Source organism: Sphingomonas xinjiangensis (assembly GCF_014199255.1).
Classification (GTDB): domain Bacteria; phylum Pseudomonadota; class Alphaproteobacteria; order Sphingomonadales; family Sphingomonadaceae; genus Sphingomonas; species Sphingomonas xinjiangensis.
This window is the reverse complement of sequence record NZ_JACIJF010000001.1, coordinates 122388-139196: the sequence shown is the minus strand read 5'-3', so window position 1 is coordinate 139196 and position 16809 is coordinate 122388. Positions and strand designations below refer to the sequence as shown.

The 16809-nt window shown below is 64.9% G+C and carries 14 protein-coding genes; 3 read left to right on the top strand and 11 right to left on the bottom strand.

Annotation, left to right across the window (positions count from 1 at the left end):
* Positions 1-98 precede the first annotated feature (98 nt).
* The 11 genes from addB to FHT02_RS00730 all read right to left on the bottom strand — a co-directional run bounded on the left by addB (position 99) and on the right by FHT02_RS00730 (position 14269).
* On the bottom strand, positions 99-3038 hold the full coding sequence (addB, locus tag FHT02_RS00780) for a double-strand break repair protein AddB (protein ID WP_184083266.1): 2940 nt from the start codon (positions 3036-3038) through the stop codon (positions 99-101).
* A 41-nt stretch (positions 3039-3079) separates the two neighbouring features.
* Positions 3080-3841, bottom strand: a complete 762-nt coding sequence (locus FHT02_RS00775; protein ID WP_184083265.1) for a nucleotidyltransferase family protein — start codon at positions 3839-3841, stop codon at positions 3080-3082.
* A complete protein-coding gene (locus FHT02_RS00770) occupies positions 3838-4812 on the bottom strand; it encodes an aminoglycoside phosphotransferase family protein (RefSeq protein ID WP_184084185.1) in 975 nt (324 codons plus the stop codon). Before FHT02_RS00770 ends, FHT02_RS00775 begins: the two co-directional genes overlap by 4 nt.
* Positions 4809-5255, bottom strand: coding sequence for a tRNA (adenosine(37)-N6)-threonylcarbamoyltransferase complex ATPase subunit type 1 TsaE (gene tsaE / locus FHT02_RS00765; protein WP_184083263.1), 447 nt, complete (start codon positions 5253-5255; stop codon positions 4809-4811). The genes FHT02_RS00770 and tsaE overlap by 4 nt, the downstream gene beginning before the upstream one ends.
* Positions 5252-7588, bottom strand: coding sequence for a PAS domain-containing sensor histidine kinase (locus FHT02_RS00760; RefSeq protein ID WP_184083261.1), 2337 nt, complete (start codon positions 7586-7588; stop codon positions 5252-5254). Before FHT02_RS00760 ends, tsaE begins: the two co-directional genes overlap by 4 nt.
* A 116-nt stretch (positions 7589-7704) precedes the next feature.
* Complete coding sequence (locus tag FHT02_RS00755; protein WP_184083259.1) at positions 7705-7992, bottom strand: hypothetical protein; 288 nt, start codon at positions 7990-7992, stop codon at positions 7705-7707.
* A gap of 1 nt (position 7993) precedes the next feature.
* A complete protein-coding gene (locus tag FHT02_RS00750; protein WP_184083257.1) occupies positions 7994-8233 on the bottom strand; it encodes a hypothetical protein in 240 nt (79 codons plus the stop codon).
* A gap of 113 nt (positions 8234-8346) precedes the next feature.
* Positions 8347-11502 (bottom strand): TonB-dependent receptor domain-containing protein, encoded by a 3156-nt coding sequence (locus FHT02_RS00745; protein ID WP_184083255.1) that lies wholly within the window; start codon positions 11500-11502, stop codon positions 8347-8349.
* A gap of 254 nt (positions 11503-11756) precedes the next feature.
* On the bottom strand, positions 11757-13178 hold the full coding sequence (ahcY, locus tag FHT02_RS00740; protein ID WP_425506406.1) for an adenosylhomocysteinase: 1422 nt from the start codon (positions 13176-13178) through the stop codon (positions 11757-11759).
* Between the two features lie 91 nt (positions 13179-13269).
* Positions 13270-13701: a DUF1810 family protein gene (locus tag FHT02_RS00735; RefSeq protein ID WP_184083251.1), complete on the bottom strand. Its 432-nt coding sequence runs from the start codon at positions 13699-13701 to the stop codon at positions 13270-13272.
* 7 nt (positions 13702-13708) lie between these two features.
* Positions 13709-14269 (bottom strand): YqgE/AlgH family protein, encoded by a 561-nt coding sequence (locus FHT02_RS00730; RefSeq protein WP_184083249.1) that lies wholly within the window; start codon positions 14267-14269, stop codon positions 13709-13711.
* Positions 14270-14379: 110 nt separating this feature from the next.
* Here FHT02_RS00730 and FHT02_RS00725 point away from each other — a divergent pair, with 110 nt between their 5' ends.
* The 3 genes from FHT02_RS00725 (at position 14380) to FHT02_RS00715 (ending at position 16739) form a co-directional block, all read left to right on the top strand.
* Positions 14380-14862 (top strand): peroxiredoxin, encoded by a 483-nt coding sequence (locus tag FHT02_RS00725; protein ID WP_184083247.1) that lies wholly within the window; start codon positions 14380-14382, stop codon positions 14860-14862.
* A 72-nt stretch (positions 14863-14934) separates the two neighbouring features.
* The gene (locus tag FHT02_RS00720; RefSeq protein WP_184083245.1) at positions 14935-15207 is read left to right on the top strand and encodes a hypothetical protein; all 273 of its coding nucleotides are present in this window, start codon (positions 14935-14937) and stop codon (positions 15205-15207) included.
* 80 nt (positions 15208-15287) lie between these two features.
* Positions 15288-16739, top strand: coding sequence for an AMP nucleosidase (locus FHT02_RS00715; RefSeq protein WP_184083243.1), 1452 nt, complete (start codon positions 15288-15290; stop codon positions 16737-16739).
* Positions 16740-16809: the final 70 nt, after the last annotated feature.

The window sequence follows — 16809 nt, the reverse complement described above, 5'->3', positions numbered from 1 at the left end:
CCGCTAGGCTCCGTCCAAGCCATTCCGCGCCTCCGTACGCGTCCCGCAGCTGGGCCCCAGCCGGCGCCGGGGTACAAGTATAGGGAATCACCCCCGCCTCAATCACGCCCATACCACTCATCCCGCCGCATCAGCTGGTCATACTCGGCATAAGGCGCGTAATCCGGGTGCAGCTTGGCCGTGAACGGCTCGTTCCCGGTCAGCCACATCCGCGCCGCGCTTTCGAACTGCTCCACAGCCTTGTCGATGAAGTCATCGGCGGGCAGGTGATCGCGCCGCTTGGGATCGCACGGGCTCTCGACATACCCAAATCCGCCAAAGCGATTGCGCGACAGCGACCAATATTCGAATGCCCGCGCCCGACCCGTCACATCGTCGAAGCCGCCGCGCTCGGCGATCAGCCCCAACAGCCCCAACTGCAAACTGAACCCCTCGCGCACGGCGGCAAGCGAGGGCGGCTTGCCCGTCTTGTAGTCGACGATCGCCAGCCCGCCGCCTTCCAGCCGGTCCAGCCGGTCGAACGTGCCGCTCAACTCGACGCCATCGAATGCGATCACCCCACGCCGCTCCACTGCGATCACCGCCCGGCCCGAACCGGCGCTGCTCGCCAGCTCCCCTGCGATCCACTTGATCGCCTCGCGCAACCTTGGCTTCCACAAGGCGCGTATCACCGGGTGCGTCCGTTCGTCCTCGAACATGGCGTCGGCACGCGGAAGCAAGCGCTCCGGTCGGCATTGGTCTTCTTCGAACCAGCGCTGAAGCACCGCATGTACGGCAGTACCCCGCCACGCGGCACTGAAGTCCGCGTCCACTGGGTCAAGGGGCATCAGCCGCAGCATCCGCCGCGCGTAAAAGGCATAGGGATCAGCCTTCAACCGGTCGACTTCGGTAACCGAGATCGCCTTTGGCCGTCGATCGACTGCAGGCTTCGGGGCGGGCCGCTCGGACGGCGCGAACCTGCCGGGCGCGTCCACAGCGCGCAGCCATTGCTCCAGCTCGCGCGCCCGCACCAGCCCGCCCGCCAACGCCTCGAGCCGCAGCCAAAAGCGCGAGGCGATCGTCGGCGCGCTGGCGTCGCGCCGCGCCCGGGTGAGCAACACCTGGGGCGCGCCCAGCGCGCGCGCCAGATCATGCGCCGACAGTCCGATCCGGCGCTCCAGCCCCGGCAGCCCCAGTTCGGCCCGCACCCGCGGCGCGAGCCACGGGTCGGGCGCCGGCAGCCCCGGCCACATCCCTTCGTTCAGTCCGCCCAGGATCATCAAGTCGGCGGTCTGTAATCGTGCCTCGATCAGGCCCAGGATCGCCAGGCGGGGATGTCCGCCCTGCGGCGGCCGCACTGCGAGTTCTTCCATCAACGTGCGCAGCATCGGCGCGATCGCGTCGGGTTCGGCCAGCGCTGGGCCATGGTCGGCTTCGCGCTCAAGCTTGTCGAGTAGATCGGCTGCCGCCCGCCCTTCCGCCCGGCTCCACACCGCGTCGCCACCCAGTGCCTGCGCCGCTTCGCGTAGCGCGGCCACCATGCCGCCCAGCGGCTGCGCGCCACGCCCGAACGTCGCTTCCAACGCTCGCAGCGGCGCCTGAACTGTTTGCCACCAAAGCTGCGCGCGGCGGCGAAGCGGCGCGTCGCGCCCCGTCTGCTCGGCCAGATGCCGCTCGATCCCGTCCAGTCCCGCCGCCGGCCGCGGCCCGCGCAACGCCCGGTCCAGTCCGCGCACCCCTTCCAACCAGTCCAGTCGGTCGGGCTGCCCCACCAGCGGATGCTTGAGCAGCGTCAGCAACGGCAAGGGCGCGAAACCCTGCGCGGCAGCCTCGGCGAGCGCGGACAACAAGGTGCCTGGCAGCAGCAGTGAAAGCGGCTGTCCGGCGGAATCGTCGATTGCCAGGTTCCAACGCGCGCAATGCGCCGCCACCCGCCGCCCCAATGCCCGGTCCGGCGTCACCAGCGCCGCCGTGCGCCCTGGCGTTTCCAGCACCTCACGCAGCGCCAGGGCGATCGCCTGCGCTTCCTCAGCCGGCGTCGCTACTTCCAGCACCCGCACGCCGTCCAGCCGCCGCTCGGCGGCGGGAAGGCTCGTCCAGCCATGCGTCAGTTCGGGCGGGGCCATCGCCGATGCGATCGCTTTGCTGCGCGCGGGCGGCGCGTCGTGCTCGCTGCCCGCCCGCCACAGGTCGAATTCGTCGCGGTGCACGCCCATCCGATCGAGCAGCAGCTTCAGCTGGAACTGGGGATGCGTCTCGATGCTCCGCCGGCGCACACCCGACACCGGGTCGGGCGCGTGCGGTCCCAACAGGCTCCATTCCGCCTCGCTGATCGTCGTCGACAGCCCGGGCAGCACCACCATGCCTTCGGGCATACCGGCGATCACGCGCAGCAATCGGGCAATGGCGGGTGCCGATGTGTTGATGCCCGCCGCACAGACAAAGCCGCCGGCCGGCGGCCGTTCGCGCCAGCGCGCCGCCACACGGTCCAGCAGCATTCGCCGCCGCTCGGCCAGATCGATCCGCCCCAGCTTCTCCAGTTCGCGCGGCCAGCGTTCCAGCAGCACTTCAAACAGCGACAGCGATCGCTCCCAATGCGCCGACAGTTCCGGGCCGAGTTCCAGTTCCTTCAGCGCGCGCGGCGGCACTTCCTCGACCAGCAGCTGGTCCAGCGTGGTTGCCAGGTCGCCGGCCAGCCGCACCGCTTCGGCAGCGTCGGCGCCCTGGCCCGCTTCCTGGATCAGCCTCGCCAGGATCATGCGCCGTTGCAGCGGATCGACCGCCGGCGGGATCGGCTCGGGAACCACGTCGGTATCGAACACCGCCTCATCCAGCTCCGGGTCGCCAGTCGCCACCAGTCGTGGCAGCAGCAGTCCGCCTTTGCTCGCACGGACGAACGCATCCTGGATCGACCGCTTGGCGCGGTTGTTCGGCACCAGCACCGTGCCGCGCGCCAGCCGCATCGGATCGCCGCCGAAGCGCCGGATCAACCCATTCGCCAACGCATCGGCAAAGGCGCGGTGCGGCCGGATCGTGTAGAGATTGAGCTTGCTCGGCATACCCGCTTTGTTCCTCTGCGTATCGGCAAAGGAAAGCAAGCTCACATCTCGGCCAGCACGGCCTCGGTCGCGGCGATTGCTGGCGGTGACCCGACATCGAACCACAAGCCCTGGTGCACCATCGCCCAGAGCCGGCCTTCTTCCATTGCCCGGTCCCAGAACAAATTGGTCGAGAACGGCCCTTCCGGCCAGTCGCGGATCACCCGCGGTGACAGGATTTGCACGCCGGTATAGACGAACGGCGCCATCCGGCCGGGCTTGCGACGCTCGATGACTCGCCCGAACGGGTCGAGCCGGAAATCGCCGCTGCCGGTGTGGTTGTGCGCGCGCGCCAGCGGCACCACCAGCAGCAGCGCATCCATGCGCGTGTCGTCCCACTGTGCGGCGAGCGCGCGGATCGCGTCGGTCGGCCCATCGACCCACAGATTGTCGCTGTTCACGCACAGAAACGGCTCGTTGCCGATCAGCGCGCGCGCATGGACCAGCCCCCCGCCCGTCTCCAGCAACTGCGCCCGCTCGTCGGACACCTGCACGTCGATGTCCTTCACCCGCGCGCGCAGATGCGCTTCAAGCTGGTCGGCCAGGTAATGGACGTTCACCACCGCCCGCTTCACGCCCGCTGCACGCAGCCGGTCGAAAACATGGTCGATCAGCGGCTTGCGGGCGACTTCCACCAGCGGTTTGGGGCGCGTCGCGGTCAGCGGCCGCATGCGCTTGCCCAGCCCCGCCGCCATGATCATCGCCGTCTCGGGCACAGGCGCGTCGGGCTGCGGGCGCAGCGACAGCGTGATACCCTGGCTCATGCCCCGGCGATCACCAGCGGATCGCCGCGCAGCTCGGCTGGGATATTCGCGTCGAACCAGTCCGCCACGGGCTTCAGCGCCGGATGCTTCAGGTCCCGCTCCAGATAGCTCCAGACCCGCGGGCACAATCCGGCATAGCGCGGCTTGCCGTCGCGCTGCCACAGCCGCGTGAAGATGCCGATGATCTTCGCGTTCCGCTGCGCGCCCAGCACATGATAGGCCACGTCGAATGCGTCGCCTGCCCCGGTGATCCGCTTGTAGCGGTCAAGCATCGCGGTCTCCAGGCTCGCCGCCACGTCGCGCCGCGCGTCCTGTAGCAGCGACACCAGGTCATAAGCGGGGTGCCCGGCCAGCGCGTCCTGGAAGTCGAGCAGCCCCAGCGTCTCGCTGCCCTCGATCAGCATGATGTTCTCAGCGTGGTAGTCCCGTAATACAGTAACGGGCGGCGCGTCCGTTTTCAGCGTCGACAAGATGCTAGCCCAAGCATCGGCATAGCCCTGCGCATCCACCTCCAGCCCCACTGCCGGGCAGTACCATTCGGTCAGCAACCCCGCCTCGCGCTGATACACCGCCAGGTCATAAGGCGGCACATCCGCGGCCTCTTCCTGACCCAACCGCACCAGCAGATCGACAGCGGCCTCATACAGCCGCAGCTCGCTCTCCGGCGCCGCCTCCACCGTCTCCTTCAGCCGCGCGTCGCCAAAGTCCTGGATCAGCACCAACCCCTGCTCCAAGTCCTGATGCAGGATGTCCGGCGCGGCGAATCCATTGCCCGTCAGCCACTGCGCAATTGCGATGAACGGCCGCGGGTCTTCCTGCGGCGGCGGCGCGTCCATCAGGATCGCGCTGCGGTCATGATCCACCACACGGAAATAACGGCGAAACGAAGCATCGCCGGCCAGTGGACGTACCTCGGCGCCTTCCCATCCGGCAGCGGTCAGAAAGTCGGTCGCCCCGGCGGGCGGATTCATGTCAGGGACCATCGGTCCTTCCATGCCGCCGGCACCCGCACTGTCAAGCCGCGCGCGCCGTCCGGCATGGGCTTCAGGCTGAACCACAAAGCGTCGGCCCAATGCTCCTCGCCCAGCCGCTCGGGCCATTCCACGATTAGCAGCGAGTCGGCCTGCGCGTCCTCGAGCCCTAGTTCCTCCACCTCGCTCGCATCCTCGATCCGGTAAAGATCGACATGCAGCACCGGCAGCCTTACCTCGGGCGGGTCGTAAGGCTGAACGATGGCAAAGCTGGGCGATGGCGCTTCTTCCTCCAACCCCAATGCGGCGAGCAGCCCGCGGACGATGCTGGTCTTGCCCGCGCCGAGCGGCCCCGACAGCGCGATAATGTCTCCCGGACGTACCACACCGGCCAGCTTCGCGCCCAATGCCAGCGCTTCCCCCGTCGATCGCAACGCGATCATCGCGGCAGCTCCACCGTCACCAACGTACCCTCGCCCGGTTCGGAAATCAGCTGGATACGCCCGCCATGCGCCTCAACAAACTGTTTCGCCAGCGGCAGGCCTAGCCCTAGTGCGCGCTCGCCGCTCCGGGAAATCCCATGCTGTGCGAAGCTGTCGAACGCCTTTGCAACTGCCTTGGGGCTCATGCCGGGCCCGTTATCCGAAACGATGATCCGCGCAACCTTTGCGTTGCCGTCCAGATGCAGCAGCACTCGTCCTTCCTCGGGGGTAGCGGCGACTGCATGACGCAGCAGATGCTCGATCGTCTGGCGCAGCCGGCGCGAGTCCCCGGTCACGCTTCCTGCGCTGCCGGCATCCTCGACCACCAATTCGATCCGCTTGCCACTTGCAAGAGACGCGATGGAGTCGGCAGCACTCTTCGCCGCTCCCGCCAGCTCTACATGCTCGCGCTCCAGCGGCGCGCCTTCGCTCTGCGTCAGGTCCAGCACGTCGTCGATCAGGTTCCCCAGCCGGTCAACCGACGTCAGGATCGCCTCGGTATATTCTTTCGCGCTCTTCGTCAGCTTGCCCGCAAAGCCGCCGTGCAGCATCTCAGAAAAGCCCTTGATCGACGTAAGTGGCGTACGCAGCTCATAGCTCATGTTCGCAACGAACGCGGTCTTCACTCGATCTGCCGCCTCCAAGGCCACGTTGCGGTCGCGCAGCGCGCTCTCGGCACGGTGGTGGTCCGTAGTATCGAGCATTGTCACCAGCGCATTGCCGTCGGGCAGTGGCACCGCAGTGACATCGAAATGCCTACCATCGGCAAAGGCGATGCTGGAGCCACGCTGCTGCCGGTCTTTTGCGGCGATGCGGATCAGGTCGCCCAGCACTTCGGCACGATTGGGATTGGCTAGCCTGGGCGCGGCTGCCTTCACGAGGATCGGTATCTGCGGATGCCCGTCCAGGAAGATGTCCTCGAACCCCCAGACCTGCCGGAATTTGCGGTTCCAAAGCTGCAAGCGCCCCTTGCTGAATACAGCCACCGCCTCGGCCAGACTTTCCAGCGTGGCGGTGCGCACCTGCTGCATCTCGCCATGCTCGCGTTGCAGCTCCAGCTGCTGCGTACGGTCTTCGAAGAGCAGCAGCAGCCCGCCTTCAGGCAGCGGTTGCGCCACGACACGGAGGTGCGTGCCTGCCACGCTCCAGGTCTCCTCCACTGCTTCGGGGGCAGTGAACCACTCGCGGCGCTCGTTCTTCCACGTGGGAAAATCGCGCACGTCGGGCAGCCGATTCACTTCACGCATTCGCTCCAGCACGCGGTCGAACTCGGGTCGGTCGGCGAGCCACTCGTTCTTCATCGCAAACATGCGGCGGAACGCCTGGTTGCAGAACACTAGGCCGCGGTCCGAACCGAATTGGGCCACGCCACCCGAAACCCGATCGAGCATCGCACGCTGCGCCTCGCCAAAGCGCTTGAGCCCGACGCGCGCCTGCTCAAGCTCTTCCACGTCTACGGCGAAGCCCGCGACTCCGCCCGTGGGCAACGGCACGTCGTGGAGCCGCAACATCCGCCGGGCACCACTCACCGTCGCCGGCATCGCGGCGATCTGTGGCTCCGCCGTATCGCGCGCGATCGCCGCGTTCGCCAGGGGCCCGCCTAGTCCCCCACCCTCGACCAACTCCAGCCCGCGTGCAACGACATCCTCGCCGTCCCTGCCCTCCACCGCGCGGACATAGGCCGAGTTTACCATCAACAGCCGAAGGTCGGATCCGCGATACCACATCGGCATCGGTGCGGCTTCGATCAGGGCCGTCATCGCGTCGAAGGCCGCATGCAGTTGGTCGGTGTCGCGCGTCAGCCGCGCGATCGCCTGCTCGCTTTCGGTCGCGTCCAGGAACCACAACAGCGCGCCTGCGGGCGTGCGCATCGCCTCGGGCGCGCGGTCGCCCACCACCAGCAGCGCGCGTTCGGCACCCTGCGGCCGCAACGTCATGCGGAACGTTCGCCCGGCACGCTGCGCAGCCGTCACATGCCGTGCCAGTAGTTGTGCGTCTTCGGGTGTGGCGCCCGCATTCTCCTGCGACAGCCCGCTCAATTCGCGAGGTACGCGGTCCAGCCCCAGCCATTCTGCCAGCCGCGGTGGCATCTCGATTTCACCGTCCGCACGCACCAGCAGCGGCTGGGCCGGCCCGGCCTCGCCGAGCGCGTTCAGCCGCGCATTCTCCCCCTCCAGCATCCGCGCCGCAGCGTACGCACGCAGGCCCGCGAACAACGCCCAGCCGCTAAGCAGCACCAGCAAAGCGAGCACTGCTCCGGCAAGCACGGCGCCAGATTGTGAAACAAGGATCAAGCCGCGCCTCCGCGGCGGCGACGGACCACCATGGCCTCATCCTTAAGCAAAGCTGCGCGTGACGGGAAGCCGGTTGCAGCCGGAGCTTCGAAACTCCTCTGCGCAGCGCCTCTTCGTTATCGGGATTGATCTCGCAGAGCGTGCAATGAACGGTTCAACACCCGCCGCAACAACGAACGCGGTGCCACCGGTCTTGATGTTGCATCCGGCGAAGCTTTTTCCGCCGGTGAAAGAACCTGCTTCGACGGCGGCTCGATGGAAAGATGCAGCATCAGTCGCCGAGTAGCATCGTCGATCGGAGCATCCTCTCGCGATTCCAAAGCCACCCGCAGGACCTCGGCAATACGCTCTCGTGCCGGTTTCCCCGCCTGCCCGTCCACATCATGACCGTCGGGCATCGCCATTTTAGTGGCCGGCTCTGAAATCAGCTGAAAAGGCGCGAGCATCCGCCGTATCGGGAAGCGCTTCATCCGAAGCAGCATCGAAGCCGCTGGGGCGTTCGTTCCACGCCGTCATTCGAGGCTGCTTGTAGAAGTGGAAAGAGCCCGACTCGACGTAGTTCGCCAGGCCCATTCCGGCCACGCTTCCACCAGCACCAACCGCAGCCACTCCGATGGCGAGCCTCGCAATCAGCACACGCAACATGAAACGCTCCCACTTTCCAGAATAACGTAGGTTGGAAGGGTGCGTTCCGATTTGCTTAGAATGAAAAGGGCCCGGCATACGCCAGGCCCTTTCGTTTCGCCCGCTCTGTCGGATCAGAACTTCACGGTCGCGCCGATATACATGAAGCGGCCTACATTGTCGTAGATCGCGTCTTCACCGTTGCCGAGCAGGCCATATGGCGGCCGTTCGTCGGTCAGATTGTCGATGCCGCCATACAAGGTGAACTGACGGTTCACATCCATGGTGGCGCGGATCGAGTGATAAAAAACCTCGGGATAGTACACTACGTCCGCATAGTTCGGGTCATAGGCCGGCACGCCATTATAATCGTGCTGCGCTTCCCAATCGGTGATCGACTGCTTGCCGACATAGCGGAGCTGATATCCAAGGCTGAACGGACCGTGCGAATAGTCCACCGTAGCGTTCGCGCTCCAGATTGGATCGCCCAACTCGCCAAGCTCGCGTTCCGGGAAGTCCGGATCGTCAAGATAGGGGTAATCGGTCCGGTTCTCTACCCAGGTGCCGATCAGGCGAACGGCAAGCCGATTATCCGCATCGAAACGATGGGTGTACGACATGTCGACGTCGATACCCTTCGCGCGTAGCGCCGAGAAGTTCACGCTGCTTTGAAGCAGTGCTGGTCGCGCAAAGTAACCATTGCTCTCCCGCGGATTGATGAACCCGCAGAACTGATTGTTCAACGAATCCGCATCATAGCACGCGTCAAGGATCTGCTGCGCATCCACCGAGCTGATGACGTTGTTTATCTCGATGTCGTAGTAATCAGCAGTGATTGCGAAGCCCGGCAAGAAACGCGGCTGAACAATCACGCCATAGGTCCAGCTGCGCGACGTCTCCGCCGTCAGGTTCGCATTGCCTCCGGACAGGATTTCCAGCGTTCCTGCGCGGACAACATCGTTCGCGAAGCCAACCGGAACGCCTGCCGCAAGGCAATTGGCGGCGCGGTTCGGCCCGTTGTTGATGAAGTTCACGTCGCACGGATCGTCGACGGACGCGAAGTTCTGCGAGGGCGATGAGTAAAGATCGCCTAGCGTAGGTGCGCGCACCGACTTCGAATAGTTCACACGGAACTTGATGTCGCGGATCGGCGCATAAATGCCCCCAGCGTTCCAGGCCCAGACCGTACCGGTCGAACCCTTGTAGTCGGCGACACGTGCCGCGGCGTTGATCGTCAACTCCTGCGCGAACGGCAGCTCCCGAAGGACCGGCAGCTCGATTTCGCCATAGGCTTCCTTTACTTCGAACGACGTGGGATCGAAATCCGGGATCGCGTTCAGGAAGGTGGCGCCGCTCTTCACCAGATCGTCATAGCGGTACGATGCCGTCTCGCGCCGATACTCGCCACCGATCGCGAAACGGACAGGGCCGCCGGGCAGTTCAAAGAGCTGCGAGGAGTCACCGACCAGGTTCGCGTTGATGTCGAACTGCGTCGCCTTACCTTCACGGCGCGAGGTCGTGTTGATGTAATTGAGCGCCGCCTGGCTCGGCGAACCATTGCCAAACAGGTTGATCGGAACGCAATTGGGATCGGTGACCGCCGCCTGGTTGATCCTGCACACGATCTGCCCGGCGCCGTTCCGCACCGAGTCCACCGCGTTGTAGAAGTTCTGCTCGATGCGGTTGTTGTAGAACTTCGAGGTCGAACGGAACTCGCCGTAGTTAGCCGAAATGTCGTACTTCCAGTCGTCGTTGAACGTGCCTTCCGCGCCGACCACCACACGGTACGTGTCGCGGCGGTCGAATTCGTCGCGCGTGCCCAGATCGTTGTTGTTGCGGTTCATCCGGAAGAAGTTCGCGCCAGCCGGAAGCAGCGACCGGATCGTCGCGGCCGCGCCGGGCTGGAGGAAAGCATTGTCGAACTGGATCGGAATGCCCGTGCTGGTGCCATAGCCCAGATTGGCCGGACGACGGACGGCGACGCCGGCAGCATCGACGTCGTCGACCAGTCCCTGCTCGCCGCCCTGCGCGAAGGTGGGCGTGCCTTGGTTGAAGCTTTCCACGCGGACGAACTTCGCCTCGATAAACGGACGGAACGCATCCGAGACGTCATAATGCCCGAGGAAATTGGCGACGTAGCGGTTAAGCTGCGGCACCAGAGTCCCGCGATCGTTCAGGATTGCGCCGCTGCCGCCCTGGTTGTTGCCCGATCCCACTGGGCGGAAGTCCGTACCGTAGTTGTATTCAGACAGCGATCCGTCGGTGTTGAAACCATAAATTCGCGGTCTGCCATTGGGTAGGCAACCGCCCGGCTGCGTGCCGCACGCAGTGATCCGGGTGCCGTTATAGGCGATGAAGTTGCCGCCATTGTCATAGCCGAAGCTCCGCACGCCGGTCAGGAACGTCCGGTCCGGGATGCTGTTGTCGGAACTGGGCGTGTTCACCAACTGGAACTGGTTGCGCCCGCTGAAGGCGCCTGTCAGCTCGGGGCGGTCGGTGTAGGTGACCAGGTTGGCCTGATTATATTCCAGGCTCAGCGCGACATTGCCGCGCCCCTCGGCGAAGTTCTTGCCGAAAGTGCTCGACAGACGATAGCTGCCGCGGTCGCCCTTGTCGCTCAAGCCAGCTTGGGCGTTCAGCCGCGCGCCTTCAAAGTCGCGCTTCAGCACGAAGTTGACGACGCCCGCCATGGCGTCCGACCCATATACGGCAGAGCTGCCCCCGGTGACGATGTCGACGCGGTCGATCAAGTCGGTCGGGATTGTATTGGTGTCGACCAGGAACTCACCTTCTTGCGAGGTGATGTGTCGGCGGCCGTTGACCAGCACCAACGTACGGCTCGGCCCAAGGCCGCGCAGATCGAGGATGTTGAGACCCGACGTACCGATATACTGAGTCGAATTCGCCTGGCTGTAGGTCGAACGCAGCGACGGCAGATCGTTCAGCGCGTCGCCGAGGACGATACCGCCGGTGCGAGTCAGATCGGCAATCGAGACGGATGTCACGGGGATGGGAGAGTCGAGCGTCGGGCGCGAGATGCGCGATCCAGTGACGACAACTTCCTCTGCCTGGGCCGGCTCGGCCTGCGTGCTGCTCGGTGCAGCGGCCGCATCGCCGATCGGCGGAACCGCCGTGTCCGTGGCGGTAGTGTCGGTGCCCGAAGCCATGTTGGCGCCAGCATTGTCGGAGGCATCCTGCGCGGCGGCAGGGTTGGCTGCGGCGATCGCCAGCACAGCCAGGGACGCAGTCAAGCTGAGCCGAGAGCGGCTGCCCATGGATACGAAACGCATACAATCCCTTTCACTGGACCCGTGCTCAAACGCGCCGTCACGCATCTGTCACGAGAAGGGCTGCGCTTAGTACAGGTGGATGTTTCTGCCGCGTGTCCTCCACATTTCGGCTGAACATCTATGGGGTTTCAATGACCTAGCTCACGCTAATTCCGAGATGTGTGACCTTAAAGTCACATCGAAAGCTTGCTCGCAAACGAAAAGAGGCCGCATCCTTGCGGAATGCGGCCCCTCATTTCACGCTGTTACCAGGATCAGTAGCGGTAGTGATCCGGCTTGAAGGGGCCTTCCACCGGCACGCCGATATAGCTGGCCTGCTTCTCGCTCAGCTTGGTCAGCTGCACGCCCAGCTTCTCGAGGTGCAGTTCCGCGACCTTCTCGTCCAGATGCTTGGGAAGCACGTACACTTCGTTCTTGTACTGCTCGGCCTTGGTGAACAGCTCGATCTGCGCCAGCGTCTGGTTGGTGAACGATGCCGACATCACGAACGACGGGTGGCCAGTCGCGTTGCCCAGGTTCACCAGGCGGCCCTTGGACAGGATGATGATCTGCTTGCCGTCCGGGAACTCGACCAGGTCGACCTGCGGCTTCACTTCGGTCCACTTGTAGTTTGACAGGCCCGAGATCTGGATCTCGCTGTCGAAGTGGCCGATGTTGCAGACGATCGCCATGTTCTTCATGCCGGCCATGTGCTCGGCGGTGATGACGTCGGCGTTACCGGTCGCAGTGACGAAGATGTCGGCGCGCTTCACCGCCTCTTCCATCGTGACGACTTCATAGCCTTCCATTGCCGCCTGCAATGCGCAGATCGGATCGATTTCGGTCACCAGCACGCGCGCGCCGCCGTTGCGCAGCGATGCTGCCGAGCCCTTGCCCACGTCGCCAAAGCCGGCAACCGCGGCAACCTTGCCGGCGAGCATCACGTCGGTGCCGCGACGGATCGCGTCGACCAGCGATTCCTTGCAGCCATACAGGTTGTCGAACTTCGACTTGGTGACGCTGTCGTTCACGTTGATCGCCGGGAAGGGCAGTTCGCCCTTCTTGGCGATGTGGTACAGGCGGTGCACGCCGGTGGTCGTCTCTTCCGACACGCCCTTGATGTTCTTGACGGTCTGCGTGAGGTAGCCGGGTTTGCGGGCGATGAACGCCTTTACCGCGCGCTGCATCTCGACTTCTTCGTCATTCTCCGGCTCGCCGAACGACTGGCCAGCTTCCAGCTTGGCGCCCCAGAGCGCGAACATCGTGGCGTCGCCGCCGTCGTCCAGGATCATGTTGCAGGTCTCGTCGCCCCAATCGAAGATCGAGCCGACATAGTCCCAATATTCGGCCAGGCTCTCGCCCTTGATCGCGAATACCGGCACACCAGTCGCGGCAATCGCGGCGGCAGCATGGTCCTGCGTCGAATAGATGTTGCAGGTCGCCCAGCGGACGGTCGCGCCTAGCGCGGTCAGCGTTTCAATCAGCACGGCGGTCTGGATCGTCATGTGCAGCGATCCGGTGATGCGCGCGCCCTTCAGCGGCTGCGATGCACCGAATTCCGAACGGAGCGCCATCAGGCCGGGCATTTCGGTTTCTGCGATGTTGATTTCAGCGCGGCCGAAGTCAGCCAGCGCGATGTCCTTGATGACGTAATCTTGTTCGGTAGCCACGAGCGGGTCTCCACGAGTGAATCGGATGCACGCCGGTTCCCGGCGGCGATGGGCTGCGCCCTACTCTCCTATGGCCGCCATCGCAAGGTGATATAAAGATATCTTTATATGACTGCGCTCATGCGGCGCAATGTCCCTCTCTCAACAGCCGCAGCGTGAGCGGATCCGCCTCGCCCCGGCACAATCGGCCGATGGCCTCACCAAACAGCGGCTCCTGTGGTGCGACCTCTCTGAACAGCGTCATGCACGAACGGAACTTCAAATCATCGGGATGGCCGAACAGCACCCCTGCTTCCGCGCCGCTGCCGATCGCAGCCGCGGTTGCTTCCCGCAAGCGCAGTCCTAGCACGCGGTGCTCCCAGTAAGCCCGCGCCTCGTCTGCCGATCGCAACGCGTAGAAGCGCGCAGTCTCGCTCCTCCCCAATCCGGCGAGTTGCGGGAAAACGAACCACATCCAATGCGTGCGTTTGCGACCGGCCCTCAACTCGGCCAGCGCATTCGCGTAGACAGACTTCTGGGCGTCGACGAGATGCTCTAGTTGCCGGACCACAGTGCCGTCACGCCCTGCCGGTGCAGTTCGCCAGCATCCGCGGATCGACACCCGCGCCGACGAACCCTTCTTCCCACCGATCTGCGGCAGCGACTTCGTACATCAATCTGGGATCACCCACTGTGCTGAACCAGCCGTGCCGCGACAGCTCTTGGTCCAGTTGCTCCTCGCCCCAGCCGGCATAGCCGAGCGCCACCAGCCACTGCCCCGGCCCCTTGCCCTCCGCGATCGCCCGCAGCACGTCCACCGTTCCGGACAAAGCCCAGCGTCCGCAGACATCCACCGTGTCCTGCCCGCTCCAATCGGTGGAGTGCAGCACGAACCCACGACGCGGCTCCACCGGACCGCCGAAATGCACCGGGCTGTCGGGCGCATCGCCTGGATCGATCTCGAACTGCCGCAGCACCTCGTGAAGCCCCAATCCCTCGATCGTCTCCCCGATGCCGATGCCCAGCGCTCCCTCTTCGTCATGCGCGCACACTGCGATCACTGCGCGCTCGAACCGGGGATCGCCGATCCCAGGCATGGCGAGCAAGAACTGTCCGGTGAGAAAAGGCGTCGACTCCATAGCGGTCTAACTTACCGGCGGCATATTGGCTCCCCAATTCCGGTAGCGCTTGCCCGCGCATCTGGGCTCGCTTAGGCCGGCGCAAACGGCTTCAGACAGGGAGAAACCGCATGCCCATCCAGACCGGCGACCGCATTCCCGCCACCACCTTCGTCAAGGTGACCGAAGATGGTCCCGAGCAGATCAGCTCCGACGCGTTCTTCGCCGGCCGCCGCGTCGCGCTCTTCTCCGTGCCCGGCGCCTTCACCCCAACCTGCTCGGCGCGCCACCTGCCTGGATTCGTGGAAAAGGCGGATGCACTGAAGGCCAAGGACGTGGATGAAGTCGCCTGCACCGCCGCAAACGACGCCTTCGTCATGGAAGCCTGGGGCAAGGCGTCCGGTGTGGAGGGCAAGGTGACGATGCTCGCCGACGGCAACGGCGCGTTCCCAAAGGCGCTGGGTCTTGAAATGGACGGTTCGGCCTATGGCATGGGCACGCGCGGGCAGCGCTTCTCGATGCTCGTCAACGATGGCGTAATCGAGCAGTTGTATGTCGAGGCGCCCGGCCAGTTCGAAGTCAGCTCGGCCGACTATTTGCTCGCCCGACTGTAAAACGGTTTCGCTTGCGGAACTGCCGCACTGCAACGCGAGTTGCAGCTGCGCAATTCCTTAGGGAGATAGGTCATGGCAGACATCAAGAACAGCGGCGAAACCTCGGCCAAGAACGAGGATTCGAACACCTCCTTCATCAAGACCGCGCAAGACGCGATCGGCGACGCTGTGGACGCCACGGTCAATGCGGTGAAGGAGCACCCCGTTGCGGCTGCAGCCATCGCAGCCGGCGCTGCAGCAGCCGTGGGCGGCGCAGCCTATGCCGTAACCCAGCTGCGCGGGGATAATGACGAAAAGAGCGACAAGGCCGGCGCCACGAAGGACAAGGCCGACGCCAAGAAGTAAGCCGGTGTGAGCCCCTCCCACGCGGGAGGGGCTCCGCCCACCCACTTGCCAGCCGGCCTTTGACGGCTTAGCCGTGGAAGATGACACGCGCATCCGACATCGTCGCCGAGCTAGACCGGCTTTACAGCGCCTCGGTCGAGCGGCTTCAGTCCGCCCTCACCCGCTATCTCACGCACGGCACGCCGCCGCCACCCGAAAGCCGCAGCGACGGCTCCTTCGCCTACCCCGAGATCCACGTCACCTATCGCGGCGGCACCGAGCGCCCGGTCCCGAGGCGCTCGTTTGGCCGGCTGGTGGAGCCGGGAAGCTACCGGATAAGCGTGACCAAGCCGGCGACGTTTGCCGACTACCTCATCGAGCAGCTGACCTTCCTCGTTGAGGATTACGACGTCGAGGTCGAAGCGCGGCCCGGCCGTCAGGAAATCCCCTTCGCCTATGTGCTCGATCCCGGTCACGCGCTGAGCCTTGACCAGGTGTCGGTCAGCGAACTCGCGCGGCACTTCCCCGCCACTGAGCTCGCCCATATCGGCGACGAGATCGCCGACGGGCTGTGGATCAGCCATGATAACACGCGTCCGCTCGCGCTGTTCGACGGACTGCGCACAGACTTCTCGCTCGCCCGGCTGCGCCACTACACCGGCACCCCGACGGAGCATGTCCAGCAGTACATCCTGTTCACCAACTATCACCGTTATGTCGACGAATTCGTCCGCTGGGCATGCAGCCAGCTGGGTCCGCGTGAAAACGGCGAGCCCAGCCGCTTCACGGGCGTCTCGGGCGCCGGCGGCATCGTCATCGAGCGGCCCGAGGACATGGACCGGCTGGTCACCGACAGCGCGTGGCGCCGGCATCAGATGCCCGCCTATCACCTGATGGCGCCGGGCCGCACTGGCATCACGCTGGTCAATATCGGCGTCGGACCGTCCAACGCCAAGACGATCACCGATCACCTTGCCGTGCTCCGGCCCGAGGCGTGGTTGATGATCGGCCATTGCGGCGGGCTGCGTCCGAGCCAGCGTATTGGCGACTATGTCCTGGCGCACGCTTATCTGCGCGACGATCACATCATGGACGACGTGCTTCCGCCCGAAATCCCTATTCCCGCGATCGCCGAGGTCCAGCTCGCGCTCGCCCGCGCAGCGGAGACCGTCTCCGGCCAGTCGGGAGACGAACTAAAGCAGCGCCTGCGTACCGGCACCATCGTCACCACCGACGACCGCAATTGGGAACTGCGCTACTCGCAATCAGCCCTACGCTTCTCCCTGAGCCGCGCCGTCGGCGTCGACATGGAATCCGCCACCCTGGCCGCGCAGGGCTATCGCTTCCGCGTTCCCTACGGCACCTTGCTGTGCGTCTCGGACAAGCCGCTCCACGGCGAGCTCAAGCTGCCCGGCCAAGCCAACCGCTTCTACGAACGTGCGATCAACGAGCACCTGCGCATCGGCATCGAAACGGTGGAGGAACTCCGCCGCGAAGGCGCCAAGCTCCACAGCCGCAAGCTCCGCGCCTTCAACGAGCCACCATTCCGCTGATCCATCGAGCCTCCGCGTGCGAACGGGGAGGAGCAATGTCCACGCGAACGCGTTCTTCCTACAAGGAGAG